General features: G+C 70.0%; 20 protein-coding genes and 1 pseudogene. 13 read left to right on the top strand and 8 right to left on the bottom strand.

Translation table 11 applies throughout. The features are described 5' to 3' along the window. Nucleotides 1-3 precede the first annotated feature (3 nt). Together LUX31_RS01655 and LUX31_RS01660 are read left to right on the top strand one after the other, a co-directional pair. Nucleotides 4-878 (top strand): annotated as a pseudogene (locus LUX31_RS01655) (SAM-dependent methyltransferase). Between the two features lie 118 nt (nucleotides 879-996). Beyond that, the gene (locus tag LUX31_RS01660; RefSeq protein WP_235472718.1) at nucleotides 997-2,358 is read left to right on the top strand and encodes a S1 family peptidase; all 1,362 of its coding nucleotides are present in this window, start codon (nucleotides 997-999) and stop codon (nucleotides 2,356-2,358) included. Between the two features lie 186 nt (nucleotides 2,359-2,544). On the opposite strand, the gene LUX31_RS01665 is transcribed toward LUX31_RS01660, so the two are convergent. Next, on the bottom strand, nucleotides 2,545-2,730 hold the full coding sequence (locus LUX31_RS01665; RefSeq protein ID WP_235472719.1) for a hypothetical protein: 186 nt from the start codon (nucleotides 2,728-2,730) through the stop codon (nucleotides 2,545-2,547). A 49-nt stretch (nucleotides 2,731-2,779) separates the two neighbouring features. Then, on the bottom strand, nucleotides 2,780-3,961 hold the full coding sequence (locus tag LUX31_RS01670) for an ROK family transcriptional regulator (protein ID WP_235472720.1): 1,182 nt from the start codon (nucleotides 3,959-3,961) through the stop codon (nucleotides 2,780-2,782). Between the two features lie 182 nt (nucleotides 3,962-4,143). On the opposite strand from LUX31_RS01670, the gene LUX31_RS01675 reads away from it, so the two are divergent. Genes LUX31_RS01675 through LUX31_RS01690 form a run of 4 tightly spaced genes read left to right on the top strand, consistent with a single transcriptional unit; the run spans nucleotide 4,144 to nucleotide 8,616 of the window. Continuing rightward, the gene (locus tag LUX31_RS01675) at nucleotides 4,144-5,046 is read left to right on the top strand and encodes a carbohydrate ABC transporter permease (protein ID WP_235472721.1); all 903 of its coding nucleotides are present in this window, start codon (nucleotides 4,144-4,146) and stop codon (nucleotides 5,044-5,046) included. 25 nt (nucleotides 5,047-5,071) lie between these two features. Next, nucleotides 5,072-6,013, top strand: a complete 942-nt coding sequence (locus LUX31_RS01680; RefSeq protein WP_235472722.1) for a carbohydrate ABC transporter permease — start codon at nucleotides 5,072-5,074, stop codon at nucleotides 6,011-6,013. Nucleotides 6,014-6,045: 32 nt separating this feature from the next. Then, nucleotides 6,046-7,401 carry an ABC transporter substrate-binding protein gene (locus LUX31_RS01685; protein WP_235472723.1) on the top strand — a complete coding sequence of 452 codons (1,356 nt, stop codon included), beginning with the start codon at nucleotides 6,046-6,048 and terminating at the stop codon, nucleotides 7,399-7,401. Nucleotides 7,402-7,413: 12 nt separating this feature from the next. Then, entirely contained in the window at nucleotides 7,414-8,616 is a 1,203-nt protein-coding gene (locus LUX31_RS01690) for a Gfo/Idh/MocA family protein (protein WP_235472724.1), read from the top strand. 36 nt (nucleotides 8,617-8,652) lie between these two features. On the opposite strand, the gene LUX31_RS01695 is transcribed toward LUX31_RS01690, so the two are convergent. Both LUX31_RS01695 and LUX31_RS01700 read right to left on the bottom strand, forming a co-directional pair. After that, entirely contained in the window at nucleotides 8,653-9,348 is a 696-nt protein-coding gene (locus LUX31_RS01695) for a L,D-transpeptidase family protein (RefSeq protein WP_235472725.1), read from the bottom strand. 56 nt (nucleotides 9,349-9,404) lie between these two features. Then, the gene (locus tag LUX31_RS01700; protein WP_235472726.1) at nucleotides 9,405-10,235 is read right to left on the bottom strand and encodes an SDR family NAD(P)-dependent oxidoreductase; all 831 of its coding nucleotides are present in this window, start codon (nucleotides 10,233-10,235) and stop codon (nucleotides 9,405-9,407) included. 49 nt (nucleotides 10,236-10,284) lie between these two features. On the opposite strand from LUX31_RS01700, the gene LUX31_RS01705 reads away from it, so the two are divergent. Continuing rightward, nucleotides 10,285-10,830 carry a hypothetical protein gene (locus LUX31_RS01705; protein ID WP_235472727.1) on the top strand — a complete coding sequence of 182 codons (546 nt, stop codon included), beginning with the start codon at nucleotides 10,285-10,287 and terminating at the stop codon, nucleotides 10,828-10,830. Nucleotides 10,831-10,837: 7 nt separating this feature from the next. Here the strand turns inward: LUX31_RS01705 and LUX31_RS01710 are convergent, their stop codons facing one another. Genes LUX31_RS01710 through LUX31_RS01720 form a run of 3 tightly spaced genes read right to left on the bottom strand, consistent with a single transcriptional unit; the run spans nucleotide 10,838 to nucleotide 12,873 of the window. Further along, nucleotides 10,838-11,764 (bottom strand): SDR family oxidoreductase, encoded by a 927-nt coding sequence (locus tag LUX31_RS01710; protein ID WP_235472728.1) that lies wholly within the window; start codon nucleotides 11,762-11,764, stop codon nucleotides 10,838-10,840. Between the two features lie 58 nt (nucleotides 11,765-11,822). Beyond that, nucleotides 11,823-12,410 carry a DUF6624 domain-containing protein gene (locus tag LUX31_RS01715; protein WP_235472729.1) on the bottom strand — a complete coding sequence of 196 codons (588 nt, stop codon included), beginning with the start codon at nucleotides 12,408-12,410 and terminating at the stop codon, nucleotides 11,823-11,825. 43 nt (nucleotides 12,411-12,453) lie between these two features. Then, nucleotides 12,454-12,873 carry an ATP-binding protein gene (locus LUX31_RS01720; RefSeq protein WP_235472730.1) on the bottom strand — a complete coding sequence of 140 codons (420 nt, stop codon included), beginning with the start codon at nucleotides 12,871-12,873 and terminating at the stop codon, nucleotides 12,454-12,456. 292 nt (nucleotides 12,874-13,165) lie between these two features. On the opposite strand from LUX31_RS01720, the gene LUX31_RS01725 reads away from it, so the two are divergent. Next, on the top strand, nucleotides 13,166-14,002 hold the full coding sequence (locus LUX31_RS01725) for an SDR family NAD(P)-dependent oxidoreductase (RefSeq protein ID WP_235472731.1): 837 nt from the start codon (nucleotides 13,166-13,168) through the stop codon (nucleotides 14,000-14,002). Nucleotides 14,003-14,144: 142 nt separating this feature from the next. On the opposite strand, the gene LUX31_RS01730 is transcribed toward LUX31_RS01725, so the two are convergent. Continuing rightward, the gene (locus LUX31_RS01730) at nucleotides 14,145-15,587 is read right to left on the bottom strand and encodes a hypothetical protein (protein WP_235479762.1); all 1,443 of its coding nucleotides are present in this window, start codon (nucleotides 15,585-15,587) and stop codon (nucleotides 14,145-14,147) included. A gap of 308 nt (nucleotides 15,588-15,895) precedes the next feature. Between LUX31_RS01730 and LUX31_RS01735 the strand changes: the two genes are divergently transcribed. From LUX31_RS01735 to LUX31_RS01755, 5 genes are all read left to right on the top strand, one after another. Further along, a complete protein-coding gene (locus LUX31_RS01735; RefSeq protein ID WP_235472732.1) occupies nucleotides 15,896-16,717 on the top strand; it encodes a helix-turn-helix domain-containing protein in 822 nt (273 codons plus the stop codon). 3 nt (nucleotides 16,718-16,720) lie between these two features. Continuing rightward, the gene (locus tag LUX31_RS01740; RefSeq protein ID WP_235472733.1) at nucleotides 16,721-16,966 is read left to right on the top strand and encodes a DUF397 domain-containing protein; all 246 of its coding nucleotides are present in this window, start codon (nucleotides 16,721-16,723) and stop codon (nucleotides 16,964-16,966) included. Between the two features lie 267 nt (nucleotides 16,967-17,233). Further along, nucleotides 17,234-17,773, top strand: coding sequence for a hypothetical protein (locus LUX31_RS01745; RefSeq protein WP_235472734.1), 540 nt, complete (start codon nucleotides 17,234-17,236; stop codon nucleotides 17,771-17,773). Between the two features lie 34 nt (nucleotides 17,774-17,807). Continuing rightward, complete coding sequence (locus tag LUX31_RS01750) at nucleotides 17,808-18,617, top strand: SAM-dependent methyltransferase (RefSeq protein WP_235472735.1); 810 nt, start codon at nucleotides 17,808-17,810, stop codon at nucleotides 18,615-18,617. A gap of 134 nt (nucleotides 18,618-18,751) precedes the next feature. Beyond that, nucleotides 18,752-19,687, top strand: coding sequence for an alpha/beta hydrolase fold domain-containing protein (locus LUX31_RS01755; RefSeq protein ID WP_235472736.1), 936 nt, complete (start codon nucleotides 18,752-18,754; stop codon nucleotides 19,685-19,687). The last annotated feature ends 27 nt before the right edge of the window (nucleotides 19,688-19,714 follow it).

Below are 19,714 nucleotides of genomic sequence, written 5' to 3' on the forward strand. Positions count from 1 at the left end.
TCCGTGCCCGAGAACTCGCCGGCCGCGTCGCTGCGCGCGCGGATCAACTCGCGACAGCCGCACACCGCCCGGATCTGGAACTACTGGCTCGGCGGCCGGGACCACTACGAGGTCGACCGCGCGGCCGGTGACCGGATACGTGAACTGCACCCGGGCATCGGGGAGTACGCCCGCGCGGACCGGCTCTTCCTTGGGCGGGCCGTACGTCATCTGGTCACCGCGTGCGGGATCCGGCAGTTCCTCGACATCGGGACCGGGTTGCCGACCGCCGACAACACGCACGAGGTCGCGAGCGGAGCGCAGCCGGAGCGAATTGGGGTCCCCCCATGTCCGCAGGACTATGGGGGAGGATCGCGCCGGACGCCCGGGTCGTGTACGTGGACAACGATCCGCTCGTCATGGTCCACGCCCGCGCCCTTCTCACCAGCACACCAGAGGGGCGCACCGACCATCTCGACGAGGACCTGCGCAACGTCGACGCGATCCTCGAACAGGCCGCGCGCACCCTGGACTTCACCCGGCCCGTCGCCCTGATGCTGCTCGGCGTGGTGATCTTCCTCGGCGACGACGAGGACCCGTACGGAGTCGTACGTCGGCTGCTGGACGCCCTTCCCCCGGGCAGCCATCTCGCGCTGTCGCACACCATCACCGGCCCGGCGCTGGCCGAGGTGGACGCGGCGGTCCGGTACTGGAACGCGCACGGCACGCCCCGGCTGGTCCAGCGCACCCCCGAGGCGGTGGCGCGGTTCTTCGACGGCCTCGAACTCCTGGAGCCCGGGGTCGTGTCCTGCTCGCGCTGGCGCCCCGAGGAATCGCACCCCGGGGACGCCGAACCGGCCGAGGTCGCCATGTACTGCGGAGTGGCCCGCAAACCCTGACGGGATGTTGAGTGCGGTGAACACGAACACCGCCCGCCACGTATGGAAGTGAGGGCCACTCAACGACCGGAGGGCCCCGCGGTGTCCACACCGCGAGTTCGGGGTTCGGGAGCCATTGATGAGGCACGCACGACGACGGATCGTCCGGCGAGCGACACGGCTGGCGGCCGTCGGCGGGGTCATCCTCGGCGGACTGATGGTCACCCAGGCCGTGGCGACCGAACCACCACAAGCCACCAACCTGCCCCTCAGCTCCGCCCAGGCGGCCGGCAGCACCGGTACGGGCCTCGTCAGCGAACTCGGCACCGACCGTACGGCGGGCAGTTGGATCGCGGACGACGGGGAACCGGTCGTCGCGGTGACCGACGAGGAGGCCGCGGCGGAGGTCAAGAAGGCGGGCGCCCGGCCCAAGGTCGTCGACTACAGCATGGAAGCCCTCAAGTCCGCGACGGAGACGCTGCGTTCGGCGCCGCGTGTGGCGGGCACGGCGTGGTCGGTCGACTACACCAAGAACGAGGTGGTGGTCCAGGCCGACAGCACGGTGTCGAAGGCCGACTGGGCCAAGCTGTCCGCGGTCGCCGAGGAGATCGGCGGCTCGGTGCGCATGGAGCGCACCCAGGGCACCTTCACCACCCGGATCAACGCGGCGCAGCCGATCCTGTCGACCGGCGGGCGCTGCTCGGCGGGCTTCAACGTGACCAACGGGACGGCCGACTTCATCCTCACCGCCGGGCACTGCGGGCCCAACGGCTCGGTCTGGTTCGCGGACTCCGGGGGCGCGCAGGAGATCGGCAAGACGATCAGCGGCAGCTTCCCCATCGACGACTACTCGCTGATCCAGTACGACGGCGGCTCGGCCGGTGACGGCGCGGATGTCGTCGCGATCGGCGACGGCCGGGGCGTGCGCATCACGGGCGCGGCGGATCCGACCGTCGGCCAGAAGGTGTTCCGCAGCGGCAGCACCACCGGGCTGCGCAACGGCGAGGTGACCGGGCTCAACGCCACGGTCAACTACCCGGAGGGCACGGTGTCGGGCCTGATCGAGACCACCGTGTGCGCCGAATCCGGCGACAGCGGGGGCCCGTTGTTCTCCGAGGGCATCGCGCTGGGGATCACGTCGGGCGGCAACGGTGACTGCACGGCCGGCGGTACGACGTTCTTCCAGCCGGTGACGAAGGCGTTGAGCGCGCTCAACGTTCGGTTGATCGGGCAGGCGGGGCAGGCTGCTGCGCCGGCTCCGTCGGCTACGGCTACACAGAGTGCGATTGACCCTGAGGATGCGCAGCCGGGGTCTGTGGCGCCGGTTGCGGGTGGGTCTGCCGGGGAGGCGTTGTTGGAGCGTCTGTCGGATCCCAAGAACGTGGGGCCTGGGCTGTTGATCGCGGGGGGCAGTTTGATCGCGTTTGTCGCTACGCGGTGGTTCCGGGTGGAGCAGGATCGGCGGGATTATCGGCGGTCTTACTCCGCTACCTGGAGTTGAGGGCTCGGGTCGGTGGGTGGTTCGTTTGCCACCGGCCGGTGGGGGCTGGTCGCGCCCACGCGGCGGAGCCGCACATCAGATACAGCCCCGCGCCCCTTTTTGGGGCCTGCGGCCCTCAAAAAAGCACACACACGAAAGGCCGGGGCTTCGCGGCCCCGGCCCTGCTGTTGAGATGTCGAACGAAAGTTACGCGTCGTGCCCGGGGTGCGGGGAGACCGCTGCCCATTCGGCTACGAGCTGCTGGTAGGTCAGCCGCTGCTCGGTGCTGAGGATCCCGCCCGACCGGAGCCAGAGGGCCCGGATCTCTTCGTTGACGTCGGCTGCCGATCGATCAGGGGCGGATTGAAGAGTGGTGGACATGCTGTGAAGCATATGCCGACGTAAGTGAAAGCTGAATTGGATAAAACCGACCTTTCCGTCATTACGGACCGTGTTGCTGATCACGTCCGTCGGCCGCCCCGAGCACCAGTACCTGGATGGCGAGTACGGCGGCCCCGCGCGCCCAGTCGTGGAAGTCGGAGACCTTGGTCTCCAGGTTGACCGGGTCGGCGAGCGGATGGCGGTTGGCGAGGATGCTCTCCTCGACCGCGCCCCCGGCCGCCGCCACGAGCCCGACGCCCTCGCCGGCCAGCAGGATCTTCTCGGGCATCGCGAAGTTGGCGATCTGGGCGACGAGTGTGCCGAGGGCGCGGGCCGCCTCGTCGATGACGCGGGCGGCCATGGGGTCGCCCGCGACAGCGCGGGCGAGGATCTCGTCGTAGGTCAGGTCGTGGCCGGTGGCGGCGCGGAGCTGGTAGCGGATGCTGGGGATGGTGAGCAGGGAGATGGCGCTGCCGCGCTCCCCGTCGGGGGTGAGCGGGCCGTTCGGGTTGACGATCCAGCGGCGCCCTATGCCCATGCCGTCCTCGGAGGACGGGATCCGCCGGCCGCCGCTGACCAGGCCGTAGCCGAGGCCCGCTCCTATGGTGAGGACGGCGAAGCGGTCCAGGCCCCGGCCCGCGCCGAACCAGCTCTCGGCCTCGACGAGGGCGTTCACGTCGTTCTCGACGACCACCCGCAGCCCGGTCCGCTCCTCGACGAGGGCGGCGAGCGGGACGTCGTACCAGTCGAGGAAGACGGAGTCGGCGACCACCGCGCGGTTCTCGACGCGTCCGCCGACGCCGATCCCGATACCGGCCACGGCGGGATGCGCGGCGGTCAGCTCGGCGGCCAACTCGGCGATCACGTCGGCCACTCGGTCCGGGTCATGGGTGGTGAGGGGCCGGTCGAGGCGGGCGACGACCTCGCTGCGGAGGGTGGTGACGACGCCGTAGACCATGTCCGAGGTGATCTTGAAGCCGAGGAAGGCACGGGACTCGGCGACGACGTCGAGGGGCTGCGAGGGGCGCCCCTGCCGCACCTCGGCCGGGGAACCGGCGTCGGGCACCTCGACCAGCAGGCCCGATTCGAGCAGTGGCTTGGTCAGCCGGGTGAGGCTGCCAGCGGAGAGGTCGAGCCGGCGGGCGAGTTCGGCACGGGAGAGAGGGCCGTGGACGAGCACCTCGATCGCCACCGAGCGCTCGCCGGGGCTCAGCGGCGGCCAGCCGTCTGCCAGTGCGGTCATGACGATCAGACCCCTCACTTTTTCTTTCGCCCTGGAACTAACGGGGCGATCATACGTCTCGATAGGTCGCGATCACGGTCCAGGAAAAGATATCTGCCCGCATCTTGACGGGTGGATTCTTTCGCGGCAAAAGTAAGTGCCCTGAGGACGAGCCGCCTACGAGCAGACGAGGGAGTCGCTCCATGACCGTCGCCTCCACCAGCCCACCCCTGCGTCGACCACGCGGCGACGGCGCGCTCGCGGCGCTGTTCGTCGCCCCGGCGATGCTGGGCTTCCTGGTGTTCCTGCTCTGGCCGACGCTGCGGGGCGTCTACCTGAGCTTCACGCGCTTCAACCTGCTGACCCCGGCCGAGTGGGTGGGGCTCGACAATTATGTCCGAATGGTCAACGACCCCATCTTCTGGGACTCGTTGACGGTGACCGTCGAGTACGTCGTCATCAACATAGGTGTGCAGACGGTGTCGGCACTCGCCATCGCCGTGTTGCTCCAGCGGCTGACCCAGTCGGCGGTGCTCCGCGGGATCGTGCTCACCCCGTATCTGATGTCGAACATCGTCGCGGGCATCGTCTGGCTCTGGATCCTCGACACCCAGCTCGGCATCGGCAACGAGATCATCGCGGGCCTCGGCTTCGACCGGATCCCGTTCCTCGCGGACGAGACCTGGGCGATCCCGACGATCGCGCTGATCAACGTCTGGCGGCACGTCGGCTACACCGCGCTGCTGCTCTTCGCCGGGCTCCAGGCCATCCCGAACGACATGTACGAGGCGGCCAAGGTGGACGGGGCGAGCGAGTGGCGGATGTTCTGGCGCATCACGATGCCCCTGCTGCGGCCGATCCTCGCGGTGGTGCTGATCATGACGGTGATCGGCTCGTTCCAGGTGTTCGACACGGTCGCGGTGACGACGGCGGGCGGTCCGGCGAACGCCACCAACGTCCTGCAGTACTACATCTACGGCTCCGCCTTCGGCCGCTTCCAGTTCGGCTACGCCTCCGCGATGTCGGTGGCCCTGCTGGTCGTGCTGAGCGCGATCACCTTCCTCCAGTACCGGCTCACCCGGGCCGGCCACACCGACCTCGGCTGACCGGACCGGAAGGAGCACGCACACCATGACAACGCTGACCACACCGGCCCCGACACCCACCCCCACCAAGGCGACCGTACGACCGCTGCGGCGCGGGCCCTCCCTCGGGCGGATCGCCGCCTGGGCGGTGCTGGCCGCGATCCTGCTGGTCACCCTGCTGCCGTTCTACTGGATCCTGCGCACCGCCCTGTCCACCAACACCGGCCTCGCGGCGAACCCCTCCGACCCGCTGCCGGTGGGCCTCACCACCGGCGGGTTCGAGCGGGCGCTCGGGCTCCAGTCGACCAAGGAGGCCATCGCGCAGGGCGGCGCGGGCGGCGGCCTGGACTTCTGGCGCTATCTCCTCAACTCGGTGCTCGTGTCGACCCTGATCACCGGCTGCCAGATCTTCTTCTCGGCGATGGCCGCGTACGCCTTCGCCCGGCTGCGCTGGCGCGGCCGGGACACGGTCTTCGGGCTCTTCCTGGCGGGCCTGATGGTCCCGGCGATCTTCACCCTGCTGCCGAACTTCGTCCTGATCAAGCAACTCGGCCTGGTGGACAACCTGTTGGGGATCGCGCTGCCGACGATGTTCATGACGCCGTTCGCGGTGTTCTTCCTGCGCCAGTTCTTCATGAACATCCCGCGCGAGGTCGAGGAGGCGGCGCTGCTCGACGGCGCGGGCAAGATCCGCGTCTTCTTCCGGGTGCTGCTGCCGATGGCGTCCACACCGGTCATCACGCTCTCGATCCTGACGTACATCACCGCCTGGAACGACTACTTCTGGCCGCTGATGGTGTCGTACAGCGACAGTTCACGGGTTCTCACGGTGGCGCTGGCGATCTTCCGGGCACAGACACCCCAGACCGGAGTCGACTGGTCGGGGCTGATGGCGGCGACGCTCATCGCCGCGCTGCCGATGCTGGTGCTGTTCGCGTGCTTCGCACGGCGCATCGTGAGTTCCATCGGCTTCACGGGGATCAAGTGACGGCGTCGACCGGGTCAACGGAGAGGACTGACATGCGAATTCGTACGGTCGTTGCGCTGACCGGGGCCCTGGCGCTGTCCCTCGTGACCGGTTGCGCCCAGGGCGGGGCGGCCGGGTCGTCGTCGGACACGGTGACCTACTGGCTGTGGGACGCCAACCAGCAACCCGCCTACCAGGCCTGTGCGAAGGACTTCCAGAAGGAGAACCCCGGACTGACGGTGAAGATCACCCAGTTGGGCTGGGACGACTACTGGACCAAACTCACCGCGAGCTTCATCGCGGGCACCCAGCCGGACGTGTTCACCGACCACATCGTGAAGTTCGGCCAGTTCGCCGATCTGAAGGTCCTCGAACCGCTCGACGACCTCGGCATCGACGAGTCCGCCTACCAGCCCGGCCTCGCCGCCAACTGGATCGGCCAGGACGGCCACCGCTACGGCACCCCGAAGGACTGGGACACCGTCGCCCTCTTCTACAACCGGAAACTGACGGACGCCGCAGGTCTCCCGGCCGCACAGCTCAACGACCTGTCCTGGAACCCGGAGGACGGCGGCACCTTCGAGAAGGCGATCGCGCACCTCACGGTCGACGAGAACGGCAAGCGGGGCGACGAGCCCGGCTTCGACAAGGGCAAGGTCAAGGTGTACGGCCTCGCCACCAACGGCGCCGGTGACGGTGACGGCCAGACCCAGTGGAGCACGTTCGCCGCCTCGGCGGGCTGGACCTACACGAACGAGAAGCGCTGGGGCACCGAGTACCAGTACGACAGCAAGACCTTCCAGTCGGTCATCAAGTGGTACTTCGGCCTGGCGAAGAAGGGCTACATGGCCCCCTTCACGGACTACAACATCGCGTCCAACCAGGCCAACACCCAGGTCGCCTCGGGCAAGGCGGCAGCGGCGTTCGACGGCGCCTGGATGATCTCGTCGTACGACGGCTTCAAGGGCCTGGACATCGCCACCGCCGTCACTCCGGCCGGGCCGACCGGCAAGCGGGCGACGATGATGAACGGCCTCGCCGACTCCATCACCAAGGGCGCCCACAACAAGGCGGGCGCCAAGAAGTGGGTGCGGTATCTGGCCTCCGCCAAGTGCCAGCGCACGGTGGGGGGTTACGGGACCGTCTTCCCGGCCACGCCCGACGGCACGAAGGCCGCCGTGGCCGCGTACAAGAAGAAGGGCATCGACGTCTCGGCGTTCACCAGGCCGGTCGCCGACGAGAAGGCCGGCGGGAAGGAGTTCGCCACCTTCTCCTACCCGATCACCAACTACGCGGCGGACGTCTTCGCGTTGATGCATCCGGCCATGCAGGACATCTACGGCAACGGCAGGTCTGTGACCAGCCTCGACCGGACCAACAGCCAGATCAATCTCATTCTCGGACAGTGAAAGGCACACTTCATGACGTTCTCCCTCGGCATCGTGGGCGCCGGGCAGTTCTCCGGCCAGTTCGCCAAGCTGTTCCTCGCCCATCCGGGCGTCGGCGAGGTGTACGTGACCGACCTCCTGCCGGAGCGGGCGGAGCAACTGGCCGCAGCGGAAGGCCTGTCGGGCACCTTCCCCTCGTACGAGGCGATGCTTGAGTCGCCGGCGGTCGACGCGGTGGCGATCTTCACCCAGCGCTGGACGCACGGCCCGCTGGTCCTCCAGGGGCTCGGCGCGGGCAAGCACGTGTACTCGGCGGTGCCGATGGCGATCAGCGCGGAGGAGATCGGCGCGATCATCGACGCCGTACGGGCCACCGGGCTCACCTACATGATGGGTGAGACGAGTCAGTACAACCCGGCGACCGTCCACGCCCGCAACCGGATAGCGGAGGGCGCCTTCGGCAGGCTCTTCTACGCCGAGGGCGACTACGTCCACGACATGGACCTCGGGTTCTACGAGGCCTACCGGTACAGCGGCGGCGAGAACTGGAAGGCGACCGCCAGCTATCCCCCGCTCCTCTACCCGACGCACTCGGTGGGCGGGGTGCTCGGCGCCTGGCAGACGCACGCGGTGAGCGTGTCGGCGATCGGGGTGCGGGACGAGCGCGGCGACGGGGTGTTCGACAAGGAGGTCAGCCAGTTCGGCAACGACTTCTCGAACGCGAGCGCGCTGTTCGAGGTCGCGGGCGGCGGTTCGTTCCGCACGAACGAGTTCCGGCGCGTCGGCTACCCCTCGCAGATCCGGGAGTCGCGGTTCCGGTTCTTCGGTACGGACGCGAGCATGGAGCAGCTCGCCACGGTCGCCTTCTGGCAGGACAAGAAAGGGGTCACGGACATCAGCGAGCTGCTGGAACCCAAGCCCACCATGGCTCCTGACGATCCGTCACTCCAGCACATCGCCCCGGACCTGCGAGCCGCGTTCACCTCGGGCTCGGCTCCGGTGCACGACCGCTCGCGCCTCCCGAGGGAGTTCGACAACCTGCACAACGGCCACGAGGGCAGCCATCACTTCCTGGTGGACGACTTCGTGACGGCGGTCAACACTCGCACCCTGCCGACGGTGAACGCGTGGGTGGCCGCCCGCTACACCCTGCCGGGCATCGTGGCGCACGACTCGGCGCGGCAGGGCGGGGAGCGGCTGGCGATCCCGGACTTCGGGGACGCGCCCGACGCGTGAGCCGCGACCCTCGGTGGCGGGTGCGGCCGGGTGCTGTCAGGTGCCCGGCTTGCGCCCGTACACGAAGACGTCGTCGCCCTTCTTCAGGAGCGACCAGTACTTCTTGGCGGTGGTCTTCGTCATGTTGACGCAGCCGTGCGAGCCCGGCGGGTTCCACATGCTGAGGCCGACCGAGTGGAAGGCCTGGCCGCCGTCGAAGAACTGGCTGTAGGGCATGGGGACGTCGTAGATGGACGAGACGTGGTCGATGTCCCGCCAGTAGATCTTCTTCAGTCCGGTGCGGGTCTCGTAGCCGTTGCGGCCGGTGCGGACCGGCACCGGGCCGTAGACGAGACGGCTGCCGTCCTGGATCCAGCTGAGCTGGAGCGTGAGGTTGACGCAGGCGATACGGCCCTTGTTCGTCGGGCACTTGCCTGCCTTGTTGGGCTTGTTGCCGACGGCCCGCTGCTTCAGCATCAGGTCCATCACACCCCAGGTGACGGGACCCGCGTAGCCCTGGTTGGGGGTGATGCCGTGCTTGTTCTGGAAGGCCTGGATGGCCTTGCAGTCACCCCTGGACTGCACGCCGTCGACGGGCCGCCCGAGGAACTTCTCGACCTTCTTCTGGTACGGGCCGGTCTGTGTCGTACAGCTCGCGGCCTGTGCCGGGGCGGTGCCGAGCACGAGCGTGAGCGGCGCCACCAGCGCCGTGATCCCGAGCGCGACGGCTCCTCGTCTGCGTACGTCCCCCATGGTGGAACCTCTCTCGTGGGTACTGCGTGCGGGTGGTCGTGTGCGGTGTCTGCCAGCTAGACCGGCGTTTCGGGTGATCGGTTGTGGTAGGGCCCGAGCCGGGACGAAACGGTGACATTGCGGAACCCGGTGTTGACCGCCGTGAGGCCGCCGTCGACGCGCAGGGTGGTGCCGGTGATCCAGGCCGCGTCGCCGGAGGCGAGGAAGGCGACGGCCGCGGCGATGTCCTCCGGTTCACCGATCCGCCCCAGGGGGTACAGCTCGCGCAGCGCCTCCAACTCCCCGTCACGGCCGGCCCAGGCCGTGGTCCGTACGGTGCCCGGCTCGACCAGGTTGACGCGGACCCCGCGGGCGGCGGCGTGCCCGGCGAGGGTACGGGTGAGGGACGCGAGCCCCGCCTTGGCCGCGCTGTAGGCGTGGTTGCCGAAGGACTGGACGCCGTTCACGGAGCCGATGCTCACGACGGCGCCCCGGCCGGAGGCGACGAGGTGCGGGAGCGCGGCCCGGCAGCAGCGGTAGGCGCCGGTCAGGGTGAGGTCGAGGTCGCGGTCCCAGGTCTCGTCGAGCTGGTCCTCGAACAGCGGGACGTCGGGCGTACAGCCGTAGGCGTTGTTGACCAGGACGTCGAGCGAGCCGAAGGAGGCGACGGCCTGGGCGACGGCGGCCTCGACCGAGGCACGGTCGGCCACGTCGCACACGAACGCCTCGGCCGCCAGGCCGCGTTCGCGCAGCGCCACCGCCGTGCGCTCGGCAGCGTCGAGGTCGACGTCGGTCACCAGGACCCGCGCGCCCTCCTCGGCCAGCCTCCGGGCGGTGGCCGCGCCGATGCCCCGGGCCGCGCCCGTGACGAGAACCCCGTAACCCGCGAAGCGCCGTGTCGGTGTCATGGACAGACGGTACTGTCCCGGAGATCAACTGGGCGGATAACGTGCGGACATGTCCGCGTTCATTCAGCAACTCCCCGCTCTCATAGGTGTCGTCATCGGCGCGCTCGGCTCCTACTGGGCCGTCGCACGAGGGGAACGTGTCCGCTCCCGCCGTGAACGGGAGGCGCGTTGGGAGGAGCGGCTGCTCGCGGTGTACACGGACTACGCGCGGACGCTCAAGAAGTCGGTGTCCCTGACGTACCGGGTCGCGGCGGGCCTCGGCAACGACCCCCATCCGTATCCCCTCACCCCCGAGGAGGCAGCACCGCTTCTCGCGGAGGCCACTCTCGCCAGGGACCCGTCCGGGGAGGCACTGCTTCTGCTGGGCGACCCGACAGTGGTGGCGAAGGCGCGGGAGTGGGTGGCCGTACTGCTGGAGATGGAGCGGTTCCTGCGGGAGCGGACCGAGGATCCGCAGGCGTGGCAGGCCCTGCTGGAGCGTCAGCGGGCTGGCCGGGAGGGCTACTACGCGGCCGTACGGAACGATCTGGCCCTGCCACCGGGCCACTCGGCGCGCTGGCCGGTCCTGCCGACGGACCCGACAGGAGGCGGCTGAAGTACCCCTACCGGTATCCGCTCGCGTCCGCCGGTTTCCCCGCGTCCTGGACCTCGACCATGTAACGCCAGGCGTCCGGGCGGCTGCCGTCGAGGTCGGTGAAGCCGTACACCTGGGCGAGTTGGCCGCTGGAGAGGGACTGGCCGTTCCAGCGGGCCACGTCGGGGTCGGCCGCCAGGGCCGTCACGGCGCGGCCGACGAAGCGTGGGGTCTCCGAGATGGCGAAGTGCGGGATGCGTTCCAGGGCGTCCCGCCAGTTCTCCTCGCCGACGCCGAAGTGTTCGAGCATCATCTCGGAGCGCAGCCAGCCGGGGGTCAGCGCGACGGCGGTGGCACCGCGCGGGCCGAGTTCATGGCCGAGGGCGAAGCCCATGCGCAGGACTGACGACTTGGCGAGATCGTAGAAGAAGGAGAGCCGGTAGTTGTCCCGGTTGTATTCGGTGGTGCCGTCGGTCATCTCGACGACCAGGCCGCCGGGGTTGCGCAGCAGCAGGGGCAGGGCGTGGTGGCTGGTGATGGCGTGGGTCTCGACGGCGAGGCGCAACAGCCGCAGCCCGTTGTCCAGGTCGTGCTCCCAGACCGGGCTCTCCCACTCGAAGAGGTTCTCGCCGCCCCAGATGTCGTTGACGAGGACGTCGAGCCGGTTCTGTTCCTCGGCGATGCGCTCCACCAGGGCCTTGACCTGGGCCGGGTCGAGATGGTCGGTGGGTACGGCGATGCCGTGGCCGCCCGCCGCGGTGACCAGGTCGGCGGTGTCCTCGATGGTCTCCGGCCGGTCGTACTCGGAGCGCTGCTGCCGGGTGCTGCGTCCGGTCACGTAGACGGTGGCTCCGGCGGCCCCGAGTTCCACGGCGATGCCGCGTCCGGCGCCTCGGGTCGCCCCCGCGACCAGCGCGACCTTGCCCGTCAGGCTCCGGTTCCTGTCCTGCCGCATGTCCATGGCTCCTCCGTGCGCGATCGACGACCCGACCGACCCGGCCCGTGGACCGGCGTCACGTCCAGGGTGTCGCCAATTCCGGACATCCGCTGTCCGGTATTCCGCTCACGACATGCCGTAGTGCGGGCAGGTGCTCCGCCAGCGGGGCCAGACCCACGTCCTGGCGGCGTTCCTCGACCGTCTCCGGGTTGCGGATGGGGTACGGGCAGAGGGTGCCGGCGTCGATGCGGGTGCCGTAGAACTGCGGGAGGCCCAGTTCGACCGCGCAGTGGTCGGCGATGTAGGCGTGGTGCACGGCGGGGCAGCCGCCGTCCGCCACGGCCTCGGCGATCAGATCGCGGCAGGTGAGCTGGAAGCCGAGGTCGGCGGTGTGCAGCAGGATCATCAGGGCCGCCGTGGAGGCGGGCTCCCCGACCTGACCGGCCTCCGGCCAGCCGCGCCGGGCCACGGCCGCCCTGAGGGCGTCGGCGTTGGCGGCGCGGCACCGGGTGACGAAATGCCGGTTGAGGGCGGTGGGGTTCTCGCGGGCCCGGCGGGTCAGCTGCTGGTCCTCCTCGGCCCTGCGCACCAGTTCGGCGGCCAGCGCGGCCTGGGCTGCCGGTGGCGGTTCGGCCGCCGGGCCTTGTGCGTTCTCGGTCTCCATCGGCGGTGCGCTCCTCATTCTGTTCTCCTGCCCCCGACGAGCTTCACGTCTTCTCTCCTGTGACCAGCGAGAACCACACCTTCTTGCCCGGGGTGCCCGGGTCCGGCGGTGCCGTGCCCCAGTCGTCCGCGAGCGCGGCGACGATGGACAGTCCCCGGCCCGACTCGGCCGCGGTGCCCGGCGTACGTGGCCGGGGCAGCCGGGGCGAGGGGTCCGAAAGGGTGACGCGCAGTTCGTGCTCGGTGTGTTCGAGTACGAGGGCGATGGCATCGGCCGGGCCGGCGCCCCCGTGCCGGACCGCGTTCGCGAACAGCTCGTCCGTCGCGAGGACGGCGTCGTCGAGCAGGTGCGAGAGCTGCCAGAGGGTGAGGTGCGCGGCCACCGTGCGCCGTACCCAGGCGGCGCACGAGGGGTGTGCGGGCACCGCGACCTGGAACAGGCGGGGCCTGCTGAGGGAAATCAAGGAAGCCTCACCATGTAGTTCACGTACACGTACACATCTGCGCCTGCGTCGTCCATGCGGTCCGGTCCGGTGTCGTCCACCGTCCGCCACCCGGCCCGGCACACGGAGGTGCGGCGACGGCCGGGTAAGCCAGGCGGGGATGCCGCGGGTGCCGTCATCAGGACTCCTTCCGGTGCGCCGGAGCGCCGGTGGCTGTTGTCGAAGACAACAGCACCGGGGGGCCACCGGGACAGGGAGTGCGGGGGTTGTCCGGTTGCATATGCGTAGTGGCGGGGGCGGTAGGTTCCCGTTCATGGAGTACGTGAACGAAGGCCGGGCCACCGGCTCGCGGTACCGCTCCGGCGGCCCGGCCGGGGTACGGGGCAAGAGGGTGCTGGTCACCGGGGGCACCCGGGGGCTCGGCGAGCGGATCGTACGGCTGCTGCTCGCGGAGGGCGCACTGGTGGCGACGTGTGCGCGGGGGGAGTCCGGACTGGCGTCACTCAGGTCCTCCCTGGACGAGGAGTCACGCGGCCGACTGCTCACCGAGGTGCTGGACGTGGTGGAGCCCGATCGGCTGGAGGACTTCGCCAGTACTGCGACGAAACGTTTCGGCGGAGCGTTGGACGGCGTCGTCGCGTGTGTCGGGGGCTCCCGGGGCGGGCGACTCGAACAGTCGGCCGCACAGGACTGGACGGCGACCTGGGAGCTGAACGCCGGTCACACGGCCCGGCTCGTCCGGGCGGCGCTGCCGGGGCTGCGGGCGGCCGGGGGCGGCTCGGTCGTCGTGATCGCGTCGATCTCCGGCTGGAAACCGGGACCGTACGCGCAGTACGGCGTGGCCAAGGCCGCCCAGATCCACCTGGCGACCACTCTGGCCCGCGAACTCGGCCCCGACCGCATCCGCGTGAACGCGGTCTCCCCGGGCTCGATGCTGATCCCCGGCCGCCGCTGGGACCGGATGCGCGTGGAGGAGCCTGAGGCGTACGCGGCGTTCACGGCCACCGAGTTGCCCGGCGGCGAGCCGGTCACGCCGGAGGAGGTCGCGGAGGTGGTCGCGTTTCTGCTGTCCGACGCGTCGAGTGGTGTCTCGGGGGCGAATCTGCCGGTGGACCGGGGGCAGAACTCGCCTACGCCGGAGGGGTATTGAGGTGGTTCGTTCGGCTTGGGCCGGTGGGGGCTGGTCGCGCAGTTCCCCGCGCCCCTTAAGGGCGCGTCCGCATCCGGAGTCGGCAGGTACCCGGTGCCGATGGCCGGTGGCCCCAGTGCCCGTGGCCATCTCAAGGGCTCCGTTATGCCACCGCGCCCAGCACAGCCCGCGACCTGCGGTCGAACTCCTGGACCATCGGCTCTCCCCGGTGTGGGGCCAGTCGGCCCCGGAAGTCGCGCAAGGCCTGGATCGAGCGTTCGCTGTGGACGCCGCTCAGGGCGTCGAGGGCATCTGTGGCCGTGCTCAACGCCTCGTCGAGGCGGTGTTGTTGGAGGTGGGCCGTGGCCAGTACCGAGCGGCTGATGGCCTGGCGGCGGCGGCGGTCGGCGTGGGCGATTACCGACTGCTTCGCGGTGCTCTCCGCCTGGGCCGCCCAGCCCAGGTCCCGGAAGCACACCGCTGACTCCGCCTCCAGGTAGTGGTGGTCCAGGAAGCGCACCCAGGGTGACTCCTGGGCGCTGCCCCGGCTGGCAGCCAGTTGCTGTTCGGCCGCGTGCAGGGCGTCGGAGGTCTCGCGGGCGCGGCCGAGCGCCGCGTGTCCCCTGGCCGACATGGCGTACAGGCGCATCAGGCCTAGCGGGCTGCCCGAATCCCTTGCCGTGGCGAGGCCCGCCCGGGCCAGGCACACGCCCTCGTCGGGGCGGCCGAGGCTGGTCGCCAGGTGGGACAGGCCGGCCAGGATCTGTCCGCCGAGCACCCGGTCGCGTCCCTCGGCGCAGAGCCGCAGCCCCTGGGTCATGTAGCGCTGGGCGAGCCCGTACTCCCCCGCGTCGTACGAACTCCAGCCGGCCATCGCCGCGAGGCGGGCCGCTGCGGCGAACAGCTCGCGGAGCTGTGCCGGGGCGACGCCGCGCTGCTGGAGCATGGGGATGATCTCGGTGGACAGGTAGTGCACGATGCTGGTGCGGACCCCGCCGCCCCCGTAGTGGTTGTCCATCTCGTCGAACATGCCGATCATCGCGTGGACCTGTTCCACGGGACCGGCGGCGCCGGGAGGCGCGACGGCCACCGAGGCGAGGCGCACGGCGTCCCCGTCAGCCGTCCCCTCGTTCTCCAGCAGCCAGAGCAGCCACTCCCGTTGAGGGTTCGTCAGGGCTCCCGCGACGAACGGGACCGTGCCGAGGAGGGTGCGCCGGGAGATGTCGGTGGAGCCGAGTTCCGCCAGGGTGTGCAGGGTTTCCGCCACGTCGTCGCCGTACACAAGTGCCCTGCCCACGACGGGGCGTTGCTGGTCGGGTACGAAGCCGAGGTCCGCCGGGGAGAGCGGGCGGGCCAGTCGCTCGCTCAGCACCGCGGCGATCAACTCGGGGGTGCCGCCCCGGGGCTGCTGGCCCTGGAGCCAGCGGGTGACCGACGCCTTGTCGTAGTTGGTGTCCACGCCCTGGCGGCGGCCCAGTTCGTTGACGCGGTGCGCGAGTGAGGCGTACGAGCAGCCTGCGTCCTTGAGCGCGGTCGCCAGTGTCTTGTTGGCTCCGCCCGCGCCCTTGCCCGGGCTTCTCGGTTGTCCGTTCGTCACGGCGGCCATCCAGGTCTCGCAGTCTCGCATCACGTCGGTGTGGGGCTTCGTCCCTGTCCGGAGCTGCCGGGTCGTCAACTTCCCGGCGGACGGACGAGGTTCGGTGACGCCGCCGCGCGATGTGCGGCAGGTCACTCGATCACTATGGTGACCGACAGGCACAGCTCGCAACCTTCGTTCTGATAATTTCAGAATGAAGCGCAAAGGCCTGTCGGTGTCAACCGAAGACGTGGCACACTGCCCGCTGTGACGGCGGTCCCCGGAGGTCCCACGTGAGCGAGAACCGCTCAGGCGGCAGTGCCCCCACGGTCCTTCGGATGGTCCTCGGAAAGCGTCTGAGGCATCTGCGGGAGCAGGCAGGGGTGTCGTTCGAGGACGCCGCACGGGCGATCGAGGTCACGCCGTTGACGGTCCGCCGGATGGAGAAGGCCGAGGTCGGCCTCCGCATCCCCTACGTGAAGGAGCTGCTGCGCACCTACGGGGTCCTGGCCAAGGAGGTCGACGACTTCCTCAAGCTGGCCAGGGAGGCCAACAAGCCCGGCTGGTGGTACACGTACCGCGATGTGCTGCCGGAGTGGTTCAGCGCCTATGTGAGCCTGGAGAGCGAAGCCACCGTCATCCGGCTCTACGAACCCCACTACGTCCCCGGCCTGTTGCAGACCCACGACTATGCCGCCGCGCTGCTGCGCATCGGCTTTCCCAACGAGAGTCCCGAGGACATCCGGCGCCGGGTCGACCTGCGGCTGAGGCGCCAGGATCTGCTCGACAAGCCCGAGGCGCCCGCCGTCTGGGCCGTACTGGACGAGACCGTGCTGCGCCGGCCCGTGGGCGGGGCCGAGGTGATGCGGGCTCAGATCGACCACCTCATCGAGGTGTTGGCGTACCCGAAGGTCCGTATCCAGATCATGCGCTTCGCCGTGGGCCCGCACCCGGGGGCCTTCGGTCCCTTCCACTACTTCCGCTTCGGCTTCTCCGAACTGCCCGACGTCGTCTACACGGAGAGCCTCGCCGGCGCGCAGTACTTCGACCAGCCCGCCGACGTCGTGACGTACCTGGAGGTACTGGACCGGATGTCCGTTCAGGCGGAGCCGGTCGCTCGGACCAGGGAGACCCTGGCAGCACTGCGTAAGGAGTTGTGAACCATGGCAACCAACGGCCCCATCCACAGCGGCATGGCCGCGTCCGAACTCGGCTCCGAGGGCTGGCACAAGCCCTGGAGCGGCACCAACGGCGGAAGCTGCGTCGAGGCCAAGCGACTGCCCGACGGCAGTGTCGCGTTCCGGCAGTCCACGGACCCGGACGGGCCCGCGCTGGTCTACTCCCGGGACGAGATGGTGTCGTTCCTGGAGGGCGCCAAGTCCGGCCAGGCCGACTTCCTCATCGCCTGACCGCCCTGACCGCCTGACCCACCGGCGCACTCCGCCGGCGCACGGCGCACCACCACACCCGCACAACCGGACAACCCGCACGAGCACTCCCGCCGTGCCGAGGTCCCGTACACACTGAGGGAGTTGACGCACAACCTCACGCATCACTGCGAAGACCGAAGGGAGCGGCATGCGTACGCCGCCTCGCGTCCCGGGTCGAGTCATGCCGCCCGGACGTGCCGGCCTCCCCTGCCGGGCCGCTCCCCGACGGGCCGGGACGACGCCGCGATGAACCTTCCGCAGACCACCGCGGAAGCCGTCGCCCGGTACCGCACACTGGTCGTCGAGGGCCACGAGGGCATCCGCCGGACCCCGGTGTTCGCCGAACTGGCCCGCGCCGGTTTCCTGTTACGGCGGCCGCCGGGCGGTCTGCACCACCTCGACCCGACGCTGCCGTACCGTGAACTGCTGTCCGCGCCCGGCCGGCTCGTCATCGACGGCGGCATCATCAGGGAACTCGTGTACGGGCCGCTGCGGCACGGACGTTCCCGGGTGACCTGGATCCAGGCACTCGACCACGCCGAAGCTGTCGCGGAACGCGACGGCGCCATGCTCCATCTCACCGGCGGGCAGCACGGCGACGACGATTCGGAGTCCGTGGCCGCGACCCTCGCGTACGCCCGGGTGTTCCGCACGCTCGCCCAGCACGTTCCCGTCGTGACGATCGACGCCGCCGAGCTGACCGCCGAACCGGGTCGCCGCATCCGTGCACCCGCGTCCCACCAGTCCCAACTCCGGCGATCAGCACGGCAGTTGACGGTAGGTTAGCGAAGTCCGCGCGAGGCGAGTTCAGGAGAACCCGATGACAGACGGCCGGCCCACCCCCGACCAGGAAGCACTGTCCAAGATCGACACCACGGTGCCGCACTCCGCCCGTATCTGGAACTACTGGATGGGTGGCAAGGACAACTACGAGGTCGACCGCCAGGCGGGCGACGAGTACCGCGAGATCGCCCCCAACATCGAGACGATGGCCCGGGCTTCCCGCGTGTACCTGATCCGCGCGGTCACCTTCGTGGCCCGCGAGTGCGGTATCCGCCAGTTCCTCGACATCGGCACCGGCCTGCCGACGTACGACAACACGCACCAGGTGGCCCAGAAGGTGGCCCCCGAGTCGCGCATCGTCTACGTCGACAACGACCCGCTCGTCCTGCGGCACGCCCAGGCGCTGCTCACCAGCACCCCCGAGGGCACCACGGACTACGTGGACTCGGATCTGCGCGAGCCCGAGAAGATCATCGAGGCGGCGGGCAGGTTCCTGGACTTCGACAAGCCGGTGGCGCTGATGCTGATGGGCATCCTCGGTCACATCCAGGACTGGGAGGAGGCCAAGTCGATCACGCACCGCCTCCAGGCCGCCCTGCCCCCGGGCAGCTATTTCGTGCACTACGACAGCACGGACACCGACGAGGAACTCAAGCGCGCCCAGCAGGGGTACGACGACACGGGCGCGGTCCCGTACGTGCTGCGCAGCCCCGACAAGCTCATCGCGCTCTACGAGGGTCTGGAGCTGCTGGAGCCTGGCATCGTCTCCTGCCCGCTGTGGCGCCCGGAGCCCGGCACCTCGCCGGAGCCGACGGACGTGTACGGGGGGATCGCGTACAAGGCGTAGGGCAGACAGAGGACCTCTCCGGCGGACAGGCGTCCTGGGCGACCGGGCGACTTCCGCTGTACCGAACGGTCGTGTTTAATGTCAGCCTGTGGATCGACAGGATTCCTGGCAATAGCCCGACCGATCGGAACCGCGTGTCCCTCCTGGCCCGGCCTGCGGTGGCCTCCCTCATCGCCAAGGCGATGCAACGTCTCGTCATGCTGGCGGACCGGCGGACCAGCGGGCGGGGCTCCGCCGCCGCGGCCCACGCCCGCCTTCCCGAATTCGCGCGCGACACCAGCGAGTTGACGGTCCCTTCCTCGGTCGCCCCCGCCCGGGTCACGGTCTACCGGCCCGCGACCGAGGACCCGGCCCCGCCGGTCCACGTCAACTTCCACGGCGGCGGCTTCATCATGGCCGTCACGGAGACGGACGACGCCTTCTGCCGTGCCGTCGCCGCGCTGGCGGGCGTCGTGGTCGTCAACGTCGACTACGTCGTCGCTCCGCAGCATCCGTTTCCGGCCCCGCCCCGGCAGGCGTACGAGGTGGTCCGCTGGATCGCCGAGCACGGCGCCGAACACGGCTGGGACGGCGCCCGGCTCACCGTCGGCGGGCAGAGCGCGGGCGGCGGTCTCGCGGCGGCCGTGGCACGCCAGGCCCTGGAGGAGGGCGGTCCCTCGATCACGCTCCAGGTCCTGCACTACGCGCCGCTCGACCTCGCGACCGCCGCGAAGGACAAGCGGGCGGCGATCGCCAAGCCGATGCTGCGCCCGTGGATGGGCGAGGTGTTCGACAGCGCGTACGTCCCGGACCCGCGCGAGCGCGCCGACCGGCTGGTCTCCCCCGCCCACCCGAAGGAGACCGCGGACCTCAAGGGCATCGCCCCGGCCCTGATCGTCACGGCCGCACACGACCGCCTCCACGCGGAGAACGTCCGGTACGCCGAGCGACTGCGGCAGGTGGGCTCGCTGGTCGAGCACCATGACGTGGCGGGGGTCGACCACGGCTACGACCTCAACGACGACGAGAAGGCCCGGGAGATCTACGCCTTCATCGCCCGGCACGTACGGCAGGCCACGGCGGACGACTGACGACCGCCCCCGTGGCCGCCGGTGTTC

The sequence above is a fragment of the Streptomyces sp. GQFP genome, assembly GCF_021545335.1.
Lineage (GTDB): Bacteria > Actinomycetota > Actinomycetes > Streptomycetales > Streptomycetaceae > Streptomyces.

Excerpts from the sequence above, each read along its gene's own strand:
- LUX31_RS01670 (WP_235472720.1), bottom strand. The coding sequence starts at position 3,961 with ATGACCGCACTGGCAGACGGCTGGCCGCCGCTGAGCCCCGGCGAGCGC.
- LUX31_RS01665 (WP_235472719.1), bottom strand. The coding sequence starts at position 2,730 with ATGCTTCACAGCATGTCCACCACTCTTCAATCCGCCCCTGATCGATCG.
- LUX31_RS01690 (WP_235472724.1), top strand. The coding sequence starts at position 7,414 with ATGACGTTCTCCCTCGGCATCGTGGGCGCCGGGCAGTTCTCCGGCCAG.
- LUX31_RS01735 (WP_235472732.1), top strand. The coding sequence starts at position 15,896 with ATGGTCCTCGGAAAGCGTCTGAGGCATCTGCGGGAGCAGGCAGGGGTG.
- LUX31_RS01685 (WP_235472723.1), top strand. The coding sequence starts at position 6,046 with ATGCGAATTCGTACGGTCGTTGCGCTGACCGGGGCCCTGGCGCTGTCC.
- LUX31_RS01730 (WP_235479762.1), bottom strand. The coding sequence starts at position 15,587 with ATGGCCGCCGTGACGAACGGACAACCGAGAAGCCCGGGCAAGGGCGCG.
- LUX31_RS01745 (WP_235472734.1), top strand. The coding sequence starts at position 17,234 with ATGAACCTTCCGCAGACCACCGCGGAAGCCGTCGCCCGGTACCGCACA.
- LUX31_RS01710 (WP_235472728.1), bottom strand. The coding sequence starts at position 11,764 with ATGCGGCAGGACAGGAACCGGAGCCTGACGGGCAAGGTCGCGCTGGTC.
- LUX31_RS01680 (WP_235472722.1), top strand. The coding sequence starts at position 5,072 with ATGACAACGCTGACCACACCGGCCCCGACACCCACCCCCACCAAGGCG.
- LUX31_RS01705 (WP_235472727.1), top strand. The coding sequence starts at position 10,285 with ATGTCCGCGTTCATTCAGCAACTCCCCGCTCTCATAGGTGTCGTCATC.
- LUX31_RS01700 (WP_235472726.1), bottom strand. The coding sequence starts at position 10,235 with ATGACACCGACACGGCGCTTCGCGGGTTACGGGGTTCTCGTCACGGGC.
- LUX31_RS01660 (WP_235472718.1), top strand. The coding sequence starts at position 997 with ATGAGGCACGCACGACGACGGATCGTCCGGCGAGCGACACGGCTGGCG.
- LUX31_RS01695 (WP_235472725.1), bottom strand. The coding sequence starts at position 9,348 with ATGGGGGACGTACGCAGACGAGGAGCCGTCGCGCTCGGGATCACGGCG.
- LUX31_RS01715 (WP_235472729.1), bottom strand. The coding sequence starts at position 12,410 with ATGGAGACCGAGAACGCACAAGGCCCGGCGGCCGAACCGCCACCGGCA.
- LUX31_RS01750 (WP_235472735.1), top strand. The coding sequence starts at position 17,808 with ATGACAGACGGCCGGCCCACCCCCGACCAGGAAGCACTGTCCAAGATC.
- LUX31_RS01740 (WP_235472733.1), top strand. The coding sequence starts at position 16,721 with ATGGCAACCAACGGCCCCATCCACAGCGGCATGGCCGCGTCCGAACTC.
- LUX31_RS01675 (WP_235472721.1), top strand. The coding sequence starts at position 4,144 with ATGACCGTCGCCTCCACCAGCCCACCCCTGCGTCGACCACGCGGCGAC.
- LUX31_RS01725 (WP_235472731.1), top strand. The coding sequence starts at position 13,166 with ATGGAGTACGTGAACGAAGGCCGGGCCACCGGCTCGCGGTACCGCTCC.